Below are 19,726 nucleotides of genomic sequence, written 5' to 3' on the forward strand. Positions count from 1 at the left end.
GTGAGAGCTTGAAAAAAGGAAGTAGCCAGATACAAGTTTGAGCAGAGACATAAGGCCCCTGCCCAACCAGCTATTATACAACCCAAAAAACTAAAACATGATTAGAACCGGTTTAATTATTCATTCCCCAACCACTTGCTTCGTCCGCCGATAACATTAGGAGCGGTGCCATCCCAGAATTCCGGGATGTCATTAATACGGCCAGACCATGCACCAAATGGCGGTAACTGGTGCGCCTTAAAGGACACCTGCTCTTTGTCACTGACAGCATCGACTGCATAAGAGTGATAGTGATAACCGTACTCCCCGTGTTCGTGACCCCCAAAGTCATCCAGTGCTACATCAACGCCGTCACTGCTGGTGTCACCATTAAGGTAAATGCCGTAGCCGGCAATTCCATCGAATCCCATAGAAATTATTGGCGGGTGCGTGTGGCCTTCATAGTCCTCGATATTGTACATATTGAGCCCTTTTGCATAAGCACTAAAAGCATCGGCGTGATAATGTGCACCAAGCCCCCTGCCTGAGTGCATACCATGGGCAGAAAGCTCCGCCTCATTCTGGGACACGTGCAAACTGTTGTTATATGAGGGATAAATCAACACGCCATCAATAGCGACCCCGGTAGATGAAACGGAAGCATAAGTATGATGAGTCAGCACATCAGAGCCCACATCACTGGCCAAATCGTTTTCCATATTGTTTTCTGTCAGACTGTCTACTTCCCCATAATCCCGAATGGGCACTTTGATCAGAAACAGTTCCTTGTGGATACTTCGAGTTACCTGTTGTTCATCGTAAGTGGCTCCATCCCCTCCACCGGGCGGTTTGGGCACATCCCACAACAATGTGAGACTGTCAGGTAACCCATAACTTGCGATAACCATAAAGGGATGATGCACACCGTCGTCATCCATTTCGTTAGTAAAATACACAAAAGGAATGGTATTTTGCCCCAGCTGCCCATCAGTTGAATCTGACGATTCGTAAATCCGGCTTAGCATGCCTTCTCTGACAGTCAGATAAAAATCAGAGGAGTAACGCATAGTTGCCCCTTCTGATTCCAGAGTATCCTGTATTGTGGTTAGCATAGTTTCCGCCGCAGCATGAGTTGCCTCATCAACCCCAGCGGTGGCGACCTGAACAGCATATTCTGCGGCTATTTGCCTTTGTAGATCACTGAGGTCACCATCTTTAGTAATTGGGGTTAATTCATCATTGCTGACGCGCTCAATTTGCTCAGGATTAAAATCAAATGGAACATCAAAATCGATGGGAGGTTCATAAAAATAAAACTCACTGCTACTGGTGCTGCTTAGCTGCAAACTATCGTTTTGAAATAGCAGGCTTTGTTCAGTCCAGCTCGCGTCTGACACAAATGTCTCAGACTCACTGTCATAACGATATCGCTCGACTGCGCTTAAAGTCAGGGGCGAAGTACCAACCAAACTAAATACCAGATATCCGGCATTGTCATCATCGCGACTACCGCTGCGATAATCCCTCAATACCACAGCATCAGAGTCAACATCTCTATCCAATACATAATTACTGTGTTTAGTAGATACAATGCGGTAAGTATCACTGCCTTCGGCAATGAGTTTAAACATAGAACGCAACAAGACTTCATCGCTACTGCTACTATCCGCTGCCAGGGAAGCCGTAATACCCAACGAGCTTTTTACCACATTGTTGTCATCGTTAATAATAAACACATCATCGGTACTGGCCGGACCGAAGGTAAAGCGCATTAAATCATTGGCAGCTGTACTGATAGCCACCCATTCAATTGAGCGATCATTGCTTAGAATATCGACTATAGGGGCTGGCGTGTAAAAATCGGGCCCAGTATCAACAACTGCAGCATTGGCGATGATGGTAACGGTATCCTGACTCACATCAAGGCCATCATTGACTACCAACTGCAGCAGATATTCACCCTCTGTATCAGCAGTAAACGTCGGGGAAGTACTGGTTGAATTTGATAACACCGCCTGACTGCCCTCTGGCACAGAAGATAAAGACCAGGAGTAAGTTAATGCATCGCCATCAGCATCAAAGCTGGCAGAGCCATCAAGTTGCACTTGTTCTCCCACCGTAACCGACTGTTCTACTCCGGCATCCGCAACTGGAGCGCTATTCGCACTAGTACCGGTGTCATTAATAGTATTCAGCTTGTCAGTAATCTCTGTGACTGGCGCATTGGCGGGAATATCATCCGATTGCTTTCCAAAATTAATGCGTTGAATCTCACCGTCTGAGCTGTTCAGAATATAAAAGTACTGATTGCCGTCACGCCGGACTGCAATATCCGCTTTACCGTCGCCGTCATAATCCGCAGGTACCGGGATATCATCTTCGTTCTTGCCAAAGACGAAGCTTTTTATTTCCCCATCTGAGGATTGCAAAATGTACCAGGTGTAGGTAGCCGGTCTTCTCACGGCAATATCGGTAATACCATCACCGTCATAGTCTGCGGGAACAGGAATGTCATTGACGTCTTTGCCAAAAACCACTCTTTGAATCCCATCGCCTACGCCAGAGTTATAGTTACCGCCATCCGAGTTGCGAATATACCAGGTATAATTTGAAGCGCGACGCACAGCGATATCGTCGATACCGTCACCATTAAAATCCCCTTTTACTGGGATATCATCTTCATGCTTACCAAATACAACGCGCTGAATACCATCCTGATTATCAGAATTAAAATTACTGCCACTGGAATTGAGTATGTACCAGGTGTAAGTGGATGGACGACGAACCGCAAAGTCGGCAATATTATCGCCGTCATAATCTGCGGGAACCGGAATATCGCTGGCTTGTTTACCAAATACAACGCGCTGAATCCCATCCCCAACTGAAGAATTGTAATTGCTACCAGAGGAGTTTTTCACGTACCAGGTGTAAGTTGCTGGACGTCTGACCGCGATATCGGTGATACCATCTCCGTCATAATCCGCTGGAATGGGGATATCTGTACTTTGCTTGCCAAACTGAATGCGTTGAATACCATCCTCAGCTGTGGAATTAAAATTATCGTCGCCGCTGTTTTGAATATACCAGTAATAATTTGAGGCGCGCCGGACGGCAATATCGGCAATACCGTCTCCGTCATAATCATAGTCAGTCGCGGCAAATACAGCATTGCTGCTTAGTAAGATGCCAAGCAGCAGATTAATTTGATAATTAAATCTTGAATTAAACAGGGACATGCAAGTTCCGGAAGTCGCTTCGAAAGTAAGGAATACCCAGAACTTTGGCACCGCTCTAAAAGATTGACAAGCGGTGATTAGAATAGTTGATTAAATTTGCACTTTTTACCGGAAAATTATTCTAACTTCTGGAAAAAGTGCAAGAATCAATGCGTATTTAAGGTATTTTACGCTTTTTTTGTAAACCAGTTCACTCCCCAAAAGACAAGCCGAGACTCGCCAGTTTTTTCGCCCGTTCGTCCAACGCCTGTGATTCCACTTCCACCAACTCAGCCTGTTCCAGGTTCTGCATTGATGCCTCGTTGATATTTACAATATTGCGGCTTATTTCCTGAGAGACACTGCTTTGTTGTTCTGCCGCCGTAGAAATCTGAATAGCTAAATCAGAAATTGCAGTTATAGCGTCATACACCTTAAATACTATGTCCTGAGTTTGTTTTGTTTCAGCAACGCAAGAGTCAGCTGCCTGCTTGCCAGATTCCATGGTTGTCGCCCAGTTTAACAGGGTATTCTGGATCTCTGATATGGACGACTGGATTTGCTCTGTAGCACTGTGAGTGCGACTGGATAGTGCTCTTACTTCATCCGCTACTACCGAAAAGCCCCGCCCATGCTCTCCCGCACGGGCAGCCTCTATTGCGGCATTCAATGCCAGTAAGTTGGTTTGATCAGCGATCCCCTGAATCTCCTTCATCACACCACCAATTTTTTCCGCTTCCTGGGCCAGCTCGCCAGCAGAACTGGCAGATTTTGCAACTTCATCCGCCAGTGAGGACACTTCCTTCATGGTGTGATTCATAGCGTTTGTGGCCTGCTGGCAATAGTCGTGCGCCGATTCAACTCGTGTTCTGGTTTCAATAGTGTTTTGTGCTACCTCACTGATAGTGGCCACCATTTCTTCAACGGCAGTTGATACCTGGTGCAATTCGTGGGTTTCTTTTTCGACGCCCTCTTTCGCTGCATGTGCTGCAGTCATCAGATTTTTAGCACCATCATCCAGCGAATGAGTACTGTCGATCACACGTCCCAAAATTGTTCTGACTTTAGCCTTGAGCAGTGCAATGTGAAACTGCGCAGCGCTGTTTGCTCCGGAATCGGTGTAAACCAGCCGGGAAACACTGTCGTAATCTGCCATTAGCGACTTGTTATATTGGCCTTGAGCAATGATTTCCGGGTAAAACAAAGCCAATGCTAAAATAGGGATCAACAGCGTAGCCCAGTAGAAGGAGCTTCCCAACCACAACAGCAAAACAGAGAGAGCAACAAACCCTGGTAGCTTAAGGGCAAGAAGCTTTTGTAAGAATCCAGGTCCGGCATTACCCGCATTGACCTTTTTATAGAACTGTTCGGCGCGTTTTCGATACTCGGGCTTAAGCTTTCTGCGAACCGATTGATAACCCACTTTTTTGCCATTTTCAAAAATCGGCGTGACAAAAGCATCTACCCAGTAATAGCGACCATCTTTACAACGGTTTTTTACCGCACCACGCCAGGCATCACCTTCTTTTAAGCTGTCCCATAAATCCGAGAATGCGGCTTTGGGCATATCCGGGTGGCGAACAATATTGTGATTTTTTCCGACAAGTTCAGAGACCTGATATCCCGCAACGCGACAAAATACATCGTTGGCATAAGTAATGATACCGCGCAAATCGGTAGTAGATACCAACTCCTCGGATTCCGAAAATGTTACTTCACTATCAACAACTTGCTGGTTTCTGCGGGCCATGGTAATTCCTTTTATTACTACGTGTGTTATATGCCTGGATGGTAGCACTGTTTCCACAAAACAAACAAATCAGCGTTTACTGATTTGTTTGTGTCGCTCGCCTGAGCAGCGTTTTGAGCAATATTTGACTTCCTCCCAACAGGCTCGCCATTTCTTTCGCCAATTAAACTGACGTTTGCAAACCGGGCATAGCTTACTGGGAAGGTTAGTTTTTTTCATTGATATCGATCAAAGTTCTTGTTGAATGCCGATTTCTTTAAAAAACGCCAGAGTCTGTTGCTGAATTTCCTGCTTTTCTTCTGCGCTTTTTTTATCGAGGGTGCTGTAAATCATGCTCATTCTCGGATTGTTCGAGAAATGCTCTGCGTTTTCGATTAAAAAGTTCCAGTACAAATAATTGAAAGGACAAGCTTCTTTTCCCAGTTTTTTCTTCACATTATAATGACAGCCCTTGCAATAATCCGACATCTTGTTGATATAGCTGCCACTGGCGGCATAGGGTTTGCTGGCCAACACGCCGCCATCAGCAAACAGAATCATGCCGGTTACATTAGGTAACTCTACCCATTCAAAAGCATCGGCATAAACCAGCAAGTACCAGTTGTTAACCTCATTGGGTGCAATCCCAGCCAACAGTGCAAAGTTACCCAATACCATTAAACGCTGGATGTGGTGGGCATAGGCATTTTGTCGGGTATTGCGCACACAATCAGAGATACAATTGAGCTGTGTCTTGGCGCCCCAATAAAAATCGGGCAAAGGCCGCTTTGCCGACAAAAAATTGCGCTCTTTGTAATCTGGCATCAAATGCCAGTAAAGCCCGCGAACATATTCACGCCAGCCTAAAACCTGACGAATAAAGCCCTCAACCGCATTGAGTGGCGCAGCATTGATGTACCATGCCTGTTCAGCAGCACGGATCACTTCCATAGGTGTTAAAAGACCAATATTTAGATAAAAGCTGATGTGGCTGTGAAATAACCAATCATCGTTCTGCTTCATGGCATCCTGATAGGTGCCAAAATTCGGTAAGCGTTGCTCAATAAAATTATTTAAAACGGTTAGAGCTTGTTGCCGGGTGACCGCAAAGTTGAAAGGTTGCAGCTCCCCAAAATGTTGCTCGAACTGTTCTTCCACCAGCGCCAGCACATCTTGAGTTATCTCATCTGGTTCGAATATATCGGGTTCGGGAATACTGACATCATCCGCCAATTTATTGCGATTTTGCGCATCGTAATTCCACTTGCCGCCTTCAGGTTTGTCACCATCCATCAAAATCCGATGCTTTTTCCGCATCTCCCGATAGAAGTACTCCATGCGCAGTTGCTTTTTGCCTTTTGCCCAGCTTGAAAAAAACGCCTCATCTGCCAGAAAGCGAGTATCTTGCTTAATCGTCACTGGGATTTGTAGTTTTTTGTGCCATTGCTGCATCTCAGCATAGAGGCGATATTCACCAGGAAAGGTAACGACAACTTCTTCAAAATCCCGCGTCTTGATTAAATGTTCAACTTCAGCGAAGAGACTGCCCTTGTTATTGTTATCATCATATTTGCGATAAAAAACCTTGTACCCTTTAGCACTCAATTCATAAGCAAAATGGCGCATGGCCGAAAAGATAAAGGCGATTTTTTTCTTGTGATGTTTTACATAGGTAGCCTCTTCCCTGACTTCAGCCATGACAATCGCGTCATTTTTTTTATCAAGGCATTCAATTGCAGCCAGGTCGTGAGTGAGTTGATCCCCCAATATCAGACAAAGCTTTTTGCCAGTATTCTTTTTAGTAACTTGCGCCATGCCTATTGCGCTTCTTTCATTTGCGCAAAAGCATCCAACGCTCTTTGTCGTGACGCTTTCAAGTCTACTATCGGATTAGGGTAATTTTGCCCTGGTTCTACACCACAAGCTTTTAACACATTTGAATCCGCTTCCCACACTTTATGAATCAGCTTTGAGGGGACCTTACTCAATTCGGGACACCACTTTTTCACATACTCTCCATCAGGGTCGAACTTTTCGCCCTGAGTAACCGGATTAAAGATTCTAAAATAAGGAGCCGCATCAGCCCCTGAGCCTGCCACCCACTGCCAACTGGCCGCATTACTGGCCAAATCTGCATCTACGAGACAATCCCAAAACCACGCTTCGCCTTCACGCCAGTCGAGTAGCAGGTTTTTCACCAGAAACGAACCAACAATCATTCGTACCCGATTGTGCATATAACCGGTGTTCCACAGTTCCCGCATACCAGCATCGACGATAGGAATGCCAGTTTGTCCTTTTTGCCATGCCTGCAGATGTGCAGATTCAGAACGCCACGGAAACTTATCAAATTTGTCGTTAAAATTGTCAGTGACGATTTTCGGAAAATGAAACAGTAAATAAGCAGAAAACTCTCGCCAGCCCAGTTCAGACAAAAAACAGTCAACGTCTGGGTTGTCCAGTGAAACGCCGTCGCGATTGCATTTATCCACAATGGCGTACCAAACCTGATTAGGTGATATTTCTCCAAAGTGCAAATGGGAAGACAAGCGCGAAGTTGCCCGGATAGCGGGTATATTGCGCTCTTCTTTATATTGAAATAATGGCCCATCAAGAAATTGTGACAACGCATCTTTGGCTCCGTCCTCTCCGGGCTGCCAATGAGCCATCATTGCCTCGTCCCAATTTACTTCGGGTAGTAGTTTCAGATCTTGCACACTGAGACTATTGTCAGGTTTCACTAGTGTCAGGTTTTCAGGCCTGGCGATCGGATACCGGGGCGAAGCTGCAGCCAGACAACCTTTGCGGTAATAAGGAGTAAAGACTCTGTAGGGAGTACCGTCCTTTTTGGCTATTTCAGTTGGCTGCCATAGGTAATTGGCATTAAAACTTTTAACCTGAATCCCATCTTCCTGAAGCTGCTTTTTAATACTGCTGTCTCGTTTTACGGCTTCTGGTTCGTAAAGGCGATTCCATACAACTGAATCAATTTGGTGCTGATGCAATAGTTCCGGAATGAGCTTTTTGGGATCACCTGTCAGCAGTAATAGTCGCCCGTCCAACGCAGCGTGCAAAGCTTCCAGCGAATCATGTAACCAACGCGCAGAAGCAGCGCCCATCTGCCGCTGTAATGTTTCATCAAAAATGTATACGGCTAATACGTCTCCTTGTTCAGCGGCATGGCTTAGGGCCGGATTGTCAGACAAGCGCAAATCATTACGGAGCCAGTACAAAGTGGTCATCTGGGATATTCTTTTGTTTTCTAATAACTTTAGTGTACGTCAATATCAGATTCCGGATCAGCACAGTGGTGCTTTTGGCCAAAGTTTACACAGTGAAATGCCACGCTGATCTGTATGAGCCGATTTGATGTATCAAAGGCATGAAAAATATTAAGCAAAATGGTCTGTTCTGGTTTCGTCATGACCAAAGACTGACAGACAATCTGGCCCTGTTTCGTACCTGTGCTCAGTCTGATGAGTTGCTCCCGGTATTCGTGGTTGAGCCCGGCTGGTTCGAAGCGACAAACTATCATGCCAAGCCATTGGGGCAACTCCGATGGCAGTTTATGCAGCAGTCTTTGATCTGGTTACAACAATCCTTACGCGACGCTGGTTCCGACCTGCTGGTGATAGCCGGTCCCGCTGAACTCGTTTTACCAAGACTAATTCGGGAGCTGGATATCAACATTTTGGGCTGCTCTCATCACTGCGGCGTTAATGAAAAAGCAAAAGTTGATAGCATTCTGAATCAGGTTACTACTCTGAAACTGATACAGGAAGAGACTCACACCCTGTTTCATCGCGACAGTCTGCCCTTTACACCGGAGCAACTGCCGGCTCATTTCACGCCCTTTCGGAAAATGGTAGAGCATCTCGAAATCGACAGGCCGATTGCTGCTCCGGACAGCTTGCCGCCGTTACCAGAAAAGGCTGAGCCCCTATTCTCAGAGATTGCATTATCGACAATTAATAAGTCCGTTCCCTTTACCGGAGGCGGTGACACTGCGCAGCAACGCTTGCGTTACTACAGCTATGAAAGTCACAAGCTATTGAATTATAAACAAACACGCAATGGCTTAACGCACTTCGATGATTCATCGAAACTGTCTCCATGGCTGGCCAATGGTAATTTATCAGTGAAGGAGGCCTATTGGCATATCAAACAATTCGAGCGGGATGTGGCCGCCAATGAATCCACGTACTGGTTGTACTTTGAATTGCTATGGCGGGAGTATTTTCAGTGGTATCAGGAGAAACACCAAGCCAGATGTTTCAGGTTTAGCGGCATAAAAGACAAGTCACCGCTGACTACCTTTTGGCCAGAAAGATACCAGAAATGGTGCACAGGCACGACCCCCTGGCCCATAGTGAATGCCGCCATGCGGCAATTAAATAACACAGGCTATATGTCTAATCGGGCACGGCAGTTGGTGGCCAGCTGTTTTGTACACGAATTAAATATGGATTGGCGCTACGGAGCAGCCTGGTTTGAACAACAATTGGTGGATTATGATGTGGCAGTTAATTGGGGTAACTGGCAATATCTGGCAGGTGTTGGGGCCGACCCTCGCGGCCACAGACAGTTTGATCTAGAAAAACAAACTGACATTTACGATCCCGACAGACTTTTTATCAATAGCTGGCTGAGTAACGCAGAAATCAAAGAGTTGCGACAACGTCCAATCGACTCCAACGATATGGTGGACTGGCCGATTGACTAAGACTGTACCCGGTACATCAGAGCTCAACCTGATTTGGTTAAAGCGCGACCTGCGATTGCGGGATCACGAACCACTCTTACTTGCACAGAAAAACCAGGCTCCCACCCTGTTGCTGTATGTCGTAGAAGATATTTTGCTGAATGACCCGCACATGGACCAAAGGCATTGGCGATTCATCTGGCAATCTTTGCAGGACATCCAGCAACAATTAGCCTGTTTTAACGGCCGTTTATTAATAGCAAGCGGAGATATCCTGGATGTCCTTGCAAGTCTGCACAGGCAATTTCCGAATCTGCACCTGTTTAGTTATCAGGAAATTGGGCTAGCCAATACCTTTGCGAGAGACAGTCAGGTGGCCAGTTGGTGTCGTGAACATCAGATTATTTGGCATGAATCCCCAACCGGCGCGGTCATCAGGGGGCTTAAAAACAGAAATAATTGGGATAAGCACTGGCAACAGGTTATGCGAGCAGCCACTCAGGATGCGGTTTTAACCGAGATAAACTGGTTAGATGTACAACGCTATAAGCGTATCTACAAAGAATTGGCCTATGAGCCACCGGAATCATGGCAACAACAAGCCCCACATTTTCAACCTGGTGGTGAAAAACGAGCCTGGTACACATTACATGATTTTTTCAAGGAACGCGGCAAAGACTACGCCTGGTGCATATCTAAACCGGAATCATCTCGACGTGCCTGCTCCCGAATTTCACCCTATCTGGCTTGGGGCAACATCAGCCTGCGTCAGGTGTATCAATTCACCTTACAACACTGGCAAGTAAAAGGCTGGCGACGTGCATTGGTCGCCTTTGTGTCCAGGTTACATTGGCACTGCCATTTTATCCAAAAATTTGAATCTGAATGCGAAATGGAATTCCGCCCGGTGAATATTGCCTATCAGCATTTTGACTATGACCAATCATCACAATCTGAACAAAAACTGCTTGCATGGCAAGAAGGTAGAACAGGCATACCTTTAATTGACGCCTGTATGCGCTGTTTGCAGGCTACGGGGTATATCAATTTCCGCATGCGAGCCATGTTGGTGAGTTATCTGGTGCATCACCTGGACATTGACTGGCGACGTGGGGTGCGGCATCTGGCCCGGCTTTTCCTGGATTTTGAGCCCGGAATCCACTATCCGCAATTTCAGATGCAGGCGGGTGTCACAGGTGCCAATATGATCCGCATTTACAATCCGGTAAAACAAGCTCAGGAACATGACCCCAATGGTGAATTTTTAAAAAAGTGGCTCCCGGAACTAAACCATATCCAAGCGCCATTAATTCACCAACCCTGGCTGATATCACCAATCGAAGCGCAATGTGCTGACTTTAAACTCGGCATAGACTATCCACTCCCAATTATTCTGCCGGAGCAAAGTTATAAGCACGCCCAGCAAAAACACTGGTCCTTTCGCAAGCGCGATGATGTAAAAAAGGAAGCAAAGCGCATTCTGGAACGGCATACCGTACCTTCCACACGGCACAAATATAAAAGGGGTTAGCGGCTTGCAACCTGCAAAATGAGAATGAGGTAAATCTGAGCGTATTGACCTTTGTTGTACAAAATTGTACCGCAAAGGTCAATACGCTCTAATTAAAGATAAAATAAATCTGGAAGAAGCCCGCAGCCATACCCAAAATTGCGCCGGTGACTATCAATTTCCATTCGTCAGCCTGATAAGCCGGTCGCAATACCCCTTCAAATTCCTCAGGGGATAAAGCCTGCATCTTTTCGCAGAGATCATCTCCAATACGTAGAGCGCCGTGTGCATACTCGTAGGCATACAACATGTACTTTCCGGTATTTTCGAACAAGCGACGGGCAGCCAGTTGCTTCATGCGGTAATAGTTTTTAGAGCCAACTCCCAAGGCGAAATAAGGCTGCGTAATTGAAACATAGCGTTCAATCGCATCATTAACGTGTAACTCAATCAGCTCTAATAAATTGTTCGAACCAGAACCGTGCAACACGATATCGGTGATGTTTTCAGAATTCATTACTTTCTTATCAACAATATCAGCATACACCCGAGCCACTTCTTCCTGGCGTTTTAAAAACATGCCCTGCAGAGTAAAGGGCCCAATTTTGATAGGGTTCTTTGGCTCAAAGATAATCTTGATGGCAATCCAGTTGGTGGCATAGCCCACTATTAGTCCGCCTAATGGCAATACCCACCAGAGTGGGTAAAAATACCAAAACACCATGGTGGGGATACCAAATAAGAGTCCAAAGTAAAACCCGGATTTCTCGATAAAGGGAAACTCTTTGGCACCGGCACTCAGGAAGATTTCATTAATGAGCTTGGGGTTATTAACCAGTTGCGTGACCACCAACTCTTTAATGTCCAAAATTTCAGTAACGTTGTGCTTGAAATCACTGATAATTTTGCGCACAACGTTGGGGATATCCATTTCTATTCGCGCATATACCAGGTTTTTACCTTGTGCCGGCAAACCCGCCCAGGCTGTCGGTGCCGCTTCCTGCATAACATCATTGACGATTTTGCGAATCACCTGTTTTAAGCGGCGATGGATATTTTTACTTATTTCATCGGGGTCAAGGCGATCCGCGATTTCTTCGACGCTGAGTAATTTACCCAGTACCAGTTCAACTTCAATTTCCGCCATTTCCCTACGTTTCATCGGGATAAGGCCTTGCCAACCAAAAATGGGCTTAATACCGATAAACTCTATCGGATAAAACATCATTTTTACGGCGAGAAAATTAGTAAACCATCCAACAACAGCGCTGATAAGGGGGATCAGCAGAAGCATAAAGTGTTCCTGGACGAATTCCATCATGGGTATATGACTGTTTGATATTGTTTTTATTGCGCTTGAGCGACAGGCTAACGATTGGGATTAGAATGGTCAATCTAAAAACCGTTTTTTGCCGTATAGAATAACAAATGAGGTACTTTAAAAGTCAACCGGTTAGCATTTTTACCGCATTTTAGTGACATTTTGTTGTTTGTTAACCGATTTTTAACGAATTTAACGGATTTGGTAGCCTTTTCTAAATTTATTAGTTTATATTGACGCAACATCGAAGTAGTAGATCAACATATATGCAAAGACCACTGACGTTGGGTAAAATTGAAGAAGCCATTGAGCATGCTTCTTCTTATCAGGAATATCGCGAAGCCTGCATCGCTCACGATGCGCTGTCCGGTGCTGATGAATGGAAAGCAAAAGACAGAGATCGCGGCTATGACTATCGTTTGATCCGCAAACGTGTGGAGCGTCTGAAATTCGCCCGACAACACGGTGATCCTGCGGGATTGATGTCTATCTTGCATGAAGGGATACATGGCAACCTGGGAAACATCGCCAATCCTGAACTGAATAATTATTGTAAAATTGGTACCAAAAATCTCATTCAGGAGTTTCTGGACGAAGTCTGCGAAGCACTGAGCATGATTTATCATGCTGATGAGAATGATATCGATTTTTACGAGAAGCTGTCTTTCTTCGAAGAAACCTATTACGCCTACGGTAAATCCTGCCTGATGTTAAGTGGTGGTGCTGGCCTGGGTTTCTTTCATTGTGGTGTGGTAAAGGCCCTGGTAGAAGAAGATCTGATGCCCAACATCATTAGCGGTGCCAGTGCAGGCTCGATTATTACCGGTCTGGTGGGAACCCGCACTGATGAAGAACTAAAAGACGTGTTAACAGCAGAGTCTATTTACGAACGATTCAGACACTGGTCTGTCTGGCAGGGACCGGGCAAAGACGGATTACTGGATAGCACAAATCTTGAAAATGCCCTGATAGAATTATTTGGTGACATGACCTTTGAAGAGGCCTTCAAGAAAACCGGGCGCAAGATAACCATCACAGTGTCACCAGCAGATCTGCATCAGTATTCGCGATTGCTCAATCAAAAAACCTCACCCAATGCCATAATCACCATGGCCGTGAGAGCCTCGACTGCTATCCCAATGGTTTATTCGCCAGTGCAACTGCGCGCTAAAACCGCCAGTGGCCAAATTGTGCCTTACATTCCCAATCGTAAATTCTGCGATGGCTCTATCATGGCGGATATGCCCTTTCAGCGATTAGCAAGGCTTTATGGTGTTAATCATAGTATTGTCAGCCAGACCAATCCGATTGCGGTACCGTTTTTGTCGCGAAACAAAAAACACTCTCATGACTGGGGTACAATTACTAAACGTCACCTGTTTAATCTGGCTAAGATGAACAGTATCTATGCCTTCGACATGGTAGAAAACGCCATTGATAACCGCATATTAAAGCTGGGAATTCACAAAGTGCGCTCGATCATCGAGCAACAATACGTAGGTGATATTAACATCCTGCCACAGCGCAGTATTCGCAATATTGCCAAGATATTCTCTAATCCCACAGTGGGTGCTATTCAGGACCTGATAGACAGCGCAGAGCGCGCCACCTGGCCGCAGATGGATAACATCCGACGCAACACACAAATTAGTAAGACCTTCAGAAAATACAATAAATTGTTGAAGAAACGCGAGCAACAACTGCTGTCGGGTCAGTCTGGATTGCGATTGGTTAAAGCAGGTTAATTAGAACCGATACATTAAGCCGCTTTTGCACCGCAGAAGCGCTTTTTAAGTTCTTCAAAATGTCGTTCTGCGTGAGTTTTAATCATGCTATTGACATGATGACGTAACCAGCAAAGCCCACCGTCTTTTTCCTGGCGCTTGTGCCAGTGACTGCACAACTGAGCCCCCTGAATTTCCACCGGTGTTTTCGTTACGGCCAACTTCCCGCTAAATATTGCCTTTTCCAAAGTCGTGGGTGGCACAACTGCAATTAAATCGCTTTCAGCAATAAGATCAGCAACGGCTGAAAAGTGATTGACCGTCATGGCGATACGACGTTTCAGTCCGTGTTGAGCTAACACCTGATCAGTATATCCGGTTGTATCACCTGACAATGAAACTAAAAGATGCTCTGCCGCCGCAAACTCTTCTAATGTCAGGTTGGCTTTGGCCAAAGGGTGATTTGGGCGCATGATACAAACGTATTTGGGCGTGTAAAGATATTCGGTTTTTATAATGGACGGATCGCCACTCATAATGGTGCCAATAACCAAGTCCACCTCGGCATCAATTAATACCTGCTCACCATTGACAATGGTATAGGGAATAGCGTGAATATTAATGCCTGGCGCTTCCTTTTCGATGATTTTTCGCAGTGGCTTCCAGACGATATCCACCACGGCATCGGCGACGGCTAGTCGGAAAGTACGATGTGATGTAGCAGGATTGAAATTCTCCGGTGCAACCGCATTACTGAGTTCCTGCAGAGGTTCGCGTATTTGTGCCCACAGGTTGCGGGCGTACAGAGTCGGGTTTATTGAGCGCCCTTCTTTGATGAACAGTTCGTCTTTCCACACTACCCGCATTCTGGAAACGGCATTTGAAACTGCAGGTTGAGTCATAGACAACCGCTCTGCTGCCCGGGTAATTGAGCCTTCAGTCATAATGGCATCGAAAACCATCAACAGGTTTAGTTCCTGGTTTCGCATCACTTCCTCCTGCCGGAAAAACAAAACATCACAAAAATAAATACATCACATACAATCTTATAATTATTTTTATTGTTAGTATAGTCTCATAATGCCTCCGTCAGAATTTGTTGAGGAGCATTAACATGACTTTGAGTAACTGGATTAAAGTATCTGTCGCGTTGACTACAGCCGCTATTATTAGCGCATGTGGCACTCACGCACAAGAAAACTCAGCCACTCCTGCACCGTCAGTATCGGTAGCGGAGGTCATTGAGCAACGTCTTACCGAATGGGACGAATTCACCGGACGACTGGAAGCGCCGCAAAACGTAGAGTTGCGTCCTCGGGTTTCCGGCTACATTGATATTGTCGCATTTGAGGAAGGAGATATCGTCAAGGCGGGCGAGCCGCTGTTTTTCATTGACAATAAACCCTTTAAAGCTGAAGTGCGCCGTTTAGAAGCGGAATTGATGAATGCTCACGCTCAAAAAGAGTTGGCAAGCTCAGAAGCTAAACGCGCAGAGAATCTGTTGGCCAAAAATGCCATATCTCAGGAAATCGCCGACACCCGTCGTGCGCAATTAAAACAAGCTACGGCCCGTGTTAGCTCAGTAGAAGCTGCACTAGAATTGGCCCGTTTAAATCTCAGTTATACCCGGGTTGAAGCGCCAATTTCCGGTCGCGTATCACGTGCGGTGTTTACCAAAGGCAACTTTGTTACCGCCGGACAGTCTGTGCTGACGAACCTGGCCTCAACCGATAAGGTTTATGCTTATTTTGATGCCGATGAACAAACCTACCTGCATTATGTAAAATTGGCCCGAGAAGGTAGTCGTCCAAGCTCAAGGGAGCACCAAAACCTGGTATTAATGGGTCTGGCTTCAGACAAAGACTACCCCTATCAGGGCCATATTGATTTTGTTGATAATCGGGTTAACCCTAGCAGTGGCACCATTCGCGGCAGAGCGGTATTTGAAAATGACGGTCAGTTTATCCCGGGCCTGTTTGCCCGTATCAAACTGGTAGGTAGCGCCAGTTATGAGGGTATTTTGATCGATGACAAAGCCATAGGTACAGACCTTAGCAATAAATTCGTTTTGGTTTTGGATGAGCAAAACAAGGTTCAGTATCGCGCTGTAACACTGGGTGAAAAGGTAAACGGTCTGCGCATCATTAAAAGCGGTCTGAAAGCCGGTGAAAAAATTGTGGTTAACGGTTTGCAACGAGTACGTCCTGGTTCAACCGTATCGCCTCAGATTGTCCTCATGACAGAACCAGAACATCTGCAATCTTTGCAGGTTATGCAACAAATCATTGATGACAATATGCAGCGCCCTACTCTTGCGCAAAAGCAACAAGATACTTTTGTGGTAGGAGGCTAATATGAACCTGTCGCAATTCTTCATTCACAGACCTATTTTCAGTGGTGTTTTATCACTGCTGATATTTATTGCCGGCGCCCTGGCAGTCTGGCAATTACCCATCACAGAATACCCAGATGTTGTGCCCCCGACGGTTGTGGTTACAGCTAACTACCCAGGTGCGAACCCCAAAGTCATCGCAGAAACCGTGGCTTCACCATTGGAACAGGAAATTAATGGTGTCGAAGACATGCTCTATATGTCTTCTCAGGTAACAGCGGATGGCAGAATGACTTTGACTGTCACTTTTGCCATTGGTACTGATCCTGACAGAGCCACTACTCTGGTACAAAACAGAGTGGACAGAGCCTTGCCGCGCTTGCCTCAGGAAGTGCAGCGTTTAGGTGTAGTGACAGAAAAGTCTTCGCCAGATCTGACTATGGTGGTGCATTTAACCTCACCGGATGATCGCTACGATATGTTGTATTTAAGCAACTACGCGCGCTTAAAAGTAAAAGACGAACTGGCTCGCATCGAAGGTGTTGGCAGCGTACGCTTGTTTGGTGCCGGTGAATACAGCATGCGGGTTTGGTTAGATCCCGACAAGGTCGCAGCATTAAATCTTAATCCCGGCGATATCGTGGCCGCTATTCGCGAGCAAAACCAGCAAGCGGCTGCCGGTACACTCGGCTCTCAACCCACAGGTGAAAACGAATTTCAGTTGCTGATCAATATGAAGGGCCGCCTTGCCAATGAGCAGGAATTTGAAGATATTATCATTAAAACCAGTGCCAATGGTGCTATAACCCGCCTTAGTGAGGTAGCGCGTATTGAACTGGGTGCCAATAACTATTCATTGCGTTCGTTGTTGAATAACAAACCTGCGGTAGCACTGCCGATCTTTCAGGCTCCTGGCTCAAACGCAATTCAGATCTCTGATGATGTTCGGGCACGCATGGCTGAGCTGAAACGGGCTTTCCCCGATGGCGTAGACTACAGCATTGTTTACGATCCGACGGTATTTGTCAGAGGCTCAATTAAAGCGGTAGTCAATACTCTATTGGAAGCTGTTTTGTTAGTGGTACTCGTGGTCGTCCTGTTTTTACAAACCTGGCGTGCCTCTATTATTCCACTGGCAGCCGTCCCGGTTTCCTTAGTGGGCACTTTTGCCATGATGCAAATGCTGGGATTCTCTTTGAATGCCCTGTCATTATTTGGTCTGGTTTTAGCCATAGGTATTGTTGTAGATGATGCCATTGTGGTGGTGGAAAATGTTGAGCGAAATATAGAAGAAGGCTTGTCTCCGGTTGAAGCCACCAAGCAGGCCATGAAAGAAGTGACAGGCCCTATTGTTGCCACGACATTAGTGTTGATGGCAGTGTTTATTCCCACGGCTTTCATGTCTGGTTTAACCGGTCAATTCTACAAGCAGTTTGCTTTGACGATCACCATTTCAACCATTATTTCGGCGATTAATTCACTGACCTTAAGCCCCGCGCTTTCGGCCCTGTTGCTTAAGCCACATGACGCTCCTAAAGACTGGTTAACCAAAACCATGGATAGCTTATTGCAACGTTTCGTATTCGTGCCCTTCAATCGTATTTTTGAGCGGGGTTCGGCGGCTTACACCAGTGGTATCGGCAAACTGATCCGTTTAAGCAGCATTATCTTATTGTTGTACGGTGGCTTATTAGCGTTGACCTGGCAGCAGTTTAACGATACGCCTACCGGCTATGTGCCTGGTCAGGATAAAATGTATCTGGTTTCTTTTGCGCAACTTCCTGATGCAGCCTCACTGGAGCGCACAGAAGCTGTTATTAAAGAAATGTCGGACATTGCCCTTAAACACCCAGGCGTAGTGTCAGCAGTAGCTTTCCCTGGCTTAAACATCAATGGATTCACCAACAGCTCCAGCAGTGGCATCGTGTTTGTAACTTTGGATAAATTCGAAAACCGCCAAACTTCCGAGCTGTCTGCAAACGCTATTGCAGGCTCGTTAAACCAGCAATTTGGCTCGATTCAGGAAGCCTTTATCGCCATATTCCCGCCACCACCTGTGCAGGGACTGGGAACGATTGGGGGTTTTAAATTACAAATCGAAGACAGGGCTAATCTGGGATACGAAGAACTGTATCAGGTTACGCAGCAGGTGATGCAAAAAGCCTGGGCGGCACCGGAGCTCACTGGTGTATTCAGTAGTTATCAGGTTAACGTGCCACAGCTAGATGTGGATCTGGACCGTACCAAAGCTAAAAGCCAGGGAGTAAATATCGATGAAGTATTTACCACTATGCAGGCATACCTGGGATCATTGTATGTAAATGATTTTAATCAGTTCGGACGGACATATCAGGTTAATGTTCAGGCAGACGAAAGCTTCCGTCAGGAGCCTGAACAAATCAGACAAATCAAAGTGCGTAATGCACAAGGTGAGATGATCCCCTTAGGTTCTTTCATCAATGTGCAGCAAAGTGCAGGCCCTGACAGAGTCATGCGCTACAACGGCTTTACCAGTGCTGAAATTAACGGTGCCCCTGCACCTGGCTTTAGCTCAGGCCAGGCGCAAGCCAAGATCGAACAGATTTTGGCGGAAACCCTGCCCTTGGGAATGGACTATGAATGGACAGATCTCACCTATCAGCAAATTCTGGCAGGTGATACCGCCATGCTGGTCTTTCCGCTAGTGGTGTTGTTAGTATTTTTGGTGCTAGCGGCGCAATATGAAAGTTTTAGTCTGCCAATGGCTATCATTCTGATTGTCCCAATGACACTACTTTCAGCCATGACCGGGGTGATTATTTCGGGTGGTGATAATAATATCTTTACGCAAATTGGATTTATCGTATTGGTGGGCTTAGCCACTAAAAACGCCATCCTTATCGTGGAGTTTGCGAAGGAGTTAGAAGACCGCGGCCTGACAACAATGCAGGCCATTAAAGAAGCAGGTAGATTGCGTTTGCGTCCAATCTTAATGACTTCCATCGCTTTTATCATGGGTGTCCTGCCAATGGTACTCTCTACCGGAGCGGGTGCAGAAATGCGTCAGGCAATGGGTGTAGCGGTATTCTCTGGCATGATCGGCGTTACACTATTTGGTTTGATACTAACCCCGGTATTTTACAAGCTGGTAAGGCGTAAAAAAGCCGATCCAGAGCCCGTTGTTGATGCTCCGGAACAGGTAAATCCCGCAATATAAGCCTTAAAAATTTTTTGG

At 46.0% G+C, this 19,726-nt stretch carries 12 protein-coding genes; 5 read left to right on the forward strand and 7 right to left on the reverse strand.

The window, feature by feature from the left end:
- Nucleotides 1–116 precede the first annotated feature (116 nt).
- The 5 genes from ACXAD8_RS06255 to ACXAD8_RS06275 all read right to left on the reverse strand — a co-directional run bounded on the left by ACXAD8_RS06255 (nucleotide 117) and on the right by ACXAD8_RS06275 (nucleotide 8,165).
- The gene (locus ACXAD8_RS06255) at nucleotides 117–3,215 is read right to left on the reverse strand and encodes an FG-GAP repeat domain-containing protein (RefSeq protein WP_475226238.1); all 3,099 of its coding nucleotides are present in this window, start codon (nucleotides 3,213–3,215) and stop codon (nucleotides 117–119) included.
- A 190-nt stretch (nucleotides 3,216–3,405) separates the two neighbouring features.
- A complete protein-coding gene (locus ACXAD8_RS06260; protein ID WP_475226240.1) occupies nucleotides 3,406–4,944 on the reverse strand; it encodes a methyl-accepting chemotaxis protein in 1,539 nt (512 codons plus the stop codon).
- A 69-nt stretch (nucleotides 4,945–5,013) separates the two neighbouring features.
- Nucleotides 5,014–5,163, reverse strand: a complete 150-nt coding sequence (locus tag ACXAD8_RS06265; RefSeq protein ID WP_475226243.1) for a DUF2256 domain-containing protein — start codon at nucleotides 5,161–5,163, stop codon at nucleotides 5,014–5,016.
- A 9-nt stretch (nucleotides 5,164–5,172) separates the two neighbouring features.
- Nucleotides 5,173–6,738 (reverse strand): cryptochrome/photolyase family protein, encoded by a 1,566-nt coding sequence (locus ACXAD8_RS06270; RefSeq protein ID WP_475226245.1) that lies wholly within the window; start codon nucleotides 6,736–6,738, stop codon nucleotides 5,173–5,175.
- Nucleotides 6,739–6,740: 2 nt separating this feature from the next.
- On the reverse strand, nucleotides 6,741–8,165 hold the full coding sequence (locus ACXAD8_RS06275; protein ID WP_475226247.1) for a cryptochrome/photolyase family protein: 1,425 nt from the start codon (nucleotides 8,163–8,165) through the stop codon (nucleotides 6,741–6,743).
- A 140-nt stretch (nucleotides 8,166–8,305) separates the two neighbouring features.
- Here ACXAD8_RS06275 and ACXAD8_RS06280 point away from each other — a divergent pair, with 140 nt between their 5' ends.
- Together ACXAD8_RS06280 and ACXAD8_RS06285 are read left to right on the forward strand one after the other, a co-directional pair.
- Complete coding sequence (locus ACXAD8_RS06280) at nucleotides 8,306–9,646, forward strand: DASH family cryptochrome (RefSeq protein WP_475226250.1); 1,341 nt, start codon at nucleotides 8,306–8,308, stop codon at nucleotides 9,644–9,646.
- Nucleotides 9,639–11,156, forward strand: coding sequence for an FAD-binding domain-containing protein (locus tag ACXAD8_RS06285; RefSeq protein ID WP_475226253.1), 1,518 nt, complete (start codon nucleotides 9,639–9,641; stop codon nucleotides 11,154–11,156). The genes ACXAD8_RS06280 and ACXAD8_RS06285 overlap by 8 nt, the downstream gene beginning before the upstream one ends.
- Nucleotides 11,157–11,244: 88 nt before the next feature.
- Here the strand turns inward: ACXAD8_RS06285 and ACXAD8_RS06290 are convergent, their stop codons facing one another.
- Nucleotides 11,245–12,429: a DUF445 domain-containing protein gene (locus tag ACXAD8_RS06290; RefSeq protein ID WP_475226255.1), complete on the reverse strand. Its 1,185-nt coding sequence runs from the start codon at nucleotides 12,427–12,429 to the stop codon at nucleotides 11,245–11,247.
- A gap of 293 nt (nucleotides 12,430–12,722) precedes the next feature.
- On the opposite strand from ACXAD8_RS06290, the gene ACXAD8_RS06295 reads away from it, so the two are divergent.
- Nucleotides 12,723–14,201 carry a DUF3336 domain-containing protein gene (locus ACXAD8_RS06295; protein ID WP_475226258.1) on the forward strand — a complete coding sequence of 493 codons (1,479 nt, stop codon included), beginning with the start codon at nucleotides 12,723–12,725 and terminating at the stop codon, nucleotides 14,199–14,201.
- A gap of 14 nt (nucleotides 14,202–14,215) precedes the next feature.
- Here ACXAD8_RS06295 and ACXAD8_RS06300 read toward each other — a convergent pair whose 3' ends face one another.
- Entirely contained in the window at nucleotides 14,216–15,169 is a 954-nt protein-coding gene (locus ACXAD8_RS06300; RefSeq protein ID WP_475226261.1) for a LysR family transcriptional regulator, read from the reverse strand.
- 125 nt (nucleotides 15,170–15,294) lie between these two features.
- On the opposite strand from ACXAD8_RS06300, the gene ACXAD8_RS06305 reads away from it, so the two are divergent.
- Together ACXAD8_RS06305 and ACXAD8_RS06310 are read left to right on the forward strand one after the other, a co-directional pair.
- Nucleotides 15,295–16,533, forward strand: a complete 1,239-nt coding sequence (locus ACXAD8_RS06305) for an efflux RND transporter periplasmic adaptor subunit (RefSeq protein ID WP_475226263.1) — start codon at nucleotides 15,295–15,297, stop codon at nucleotides 16,531–16,533.
- 1 nt (nucleotide 16,534) lies between these two features.
- Nucleotides 16,535–19,708, forward strand: a complete 3,174-nt coding sequence (locus tag ACXAD8_RS06310; protein WP_475226266.1) for an efflux RND transporter permease subunit — start codon at nucleotides 16,535–16,537, stop codon at nucleotides 19,706–19,708.
- The last annotated feature ends 18 nt before the right edge of the window (nucleotides 19,709–19,726 follow it).

The sequence above is a fragment of the Planctobacterium sp. AWH2_060 genome (assembly GCF_056158425.1).

Excerpts from the sequence above, each read along its gene's own strand:
- ACXAD8_RS06310 (WP_475226266.1), top strand. The coding sequence starts at position 16,535 with ATGAACCTGTCGCAATTCTTCATTCACAGACCTATTTTCAGTGGTGTT.
- ACXAD8_RS06300 (WP_475226261.1), bottom strand. The coding sequence starts at position 15,169 with ATGCGAAACCAGGAACTAAACCTGTTGATGGTTTTCGATGCCATTATG.
- ACXAD8_RS06305 (WP_475226263.1), top strand. The coding sequence starts at position 15,295 with ATGACTTTGAGTAACTGGATTAAAGTATCTGTCGCGTTGACTACAGCC.
- ACXAD8_RS06290 (WP_475226255.1), bottom strand. The coding sequence starts at position 12,429 with ATGCTTCTGCTGATCCCCCTTATCAGCGCTGTTGTTGGATGGTTTACT.
- ACXAD8_RS06265 (WP_475226243.1), bottom strand. The coding sequence starts at position 5,163 with ATGAAAAAAACTAACCTTCCCAGTAAGCTATGCCCGGTTTGCAAACGT.
- ACXAD8_RS06295 (WP_475226258.1), top strand. The coding sequence starts at position 12,723 with ATGCAAAGACCACTGACGTTGGGTAAAATTGAAGAAGCCATTGAGCAT.
- ACXAD8_RS06270 (WP_475226245.1), bottom strand. The coding sequence starts at position 6,738 with ATGGCGCAAGTTACTAAAAAGAATACTGGCAAAAAGCTTTGTCTGATA.
- ACXAD8_RS06260 (WP_475226240.1), bottom strand. The coding sequence starts at position 4,944 with ATGGCCCGCAGAAACCAGCAAGTTGTTGATAGTGAAGTAACATTTTCG.
- ACXAD8_RS06280 (WP_475226250.1), top strand. The coding sequence starts at position 8,306 with ATGAAAAATATTAAGCAAAATGGTCTGTTCTGGTTTCGTCATGACCAA.
- ACXAD8_RS06255 (WP_475226238.1), bottom strand. The coding sequence starts at position 3,215 with ATGTCCCTGTTTAATTCAAGATTTAATTATCAAATTAATCTGCTGCTT.
- ACXAD8_RS06275 (WP_475226247.1), bottom strand. The coding sequence starts at position 8,165 with ATGACCACTTTGTACTGGCTCCGTAATGATTTGCGCTTGTCTGACAAT.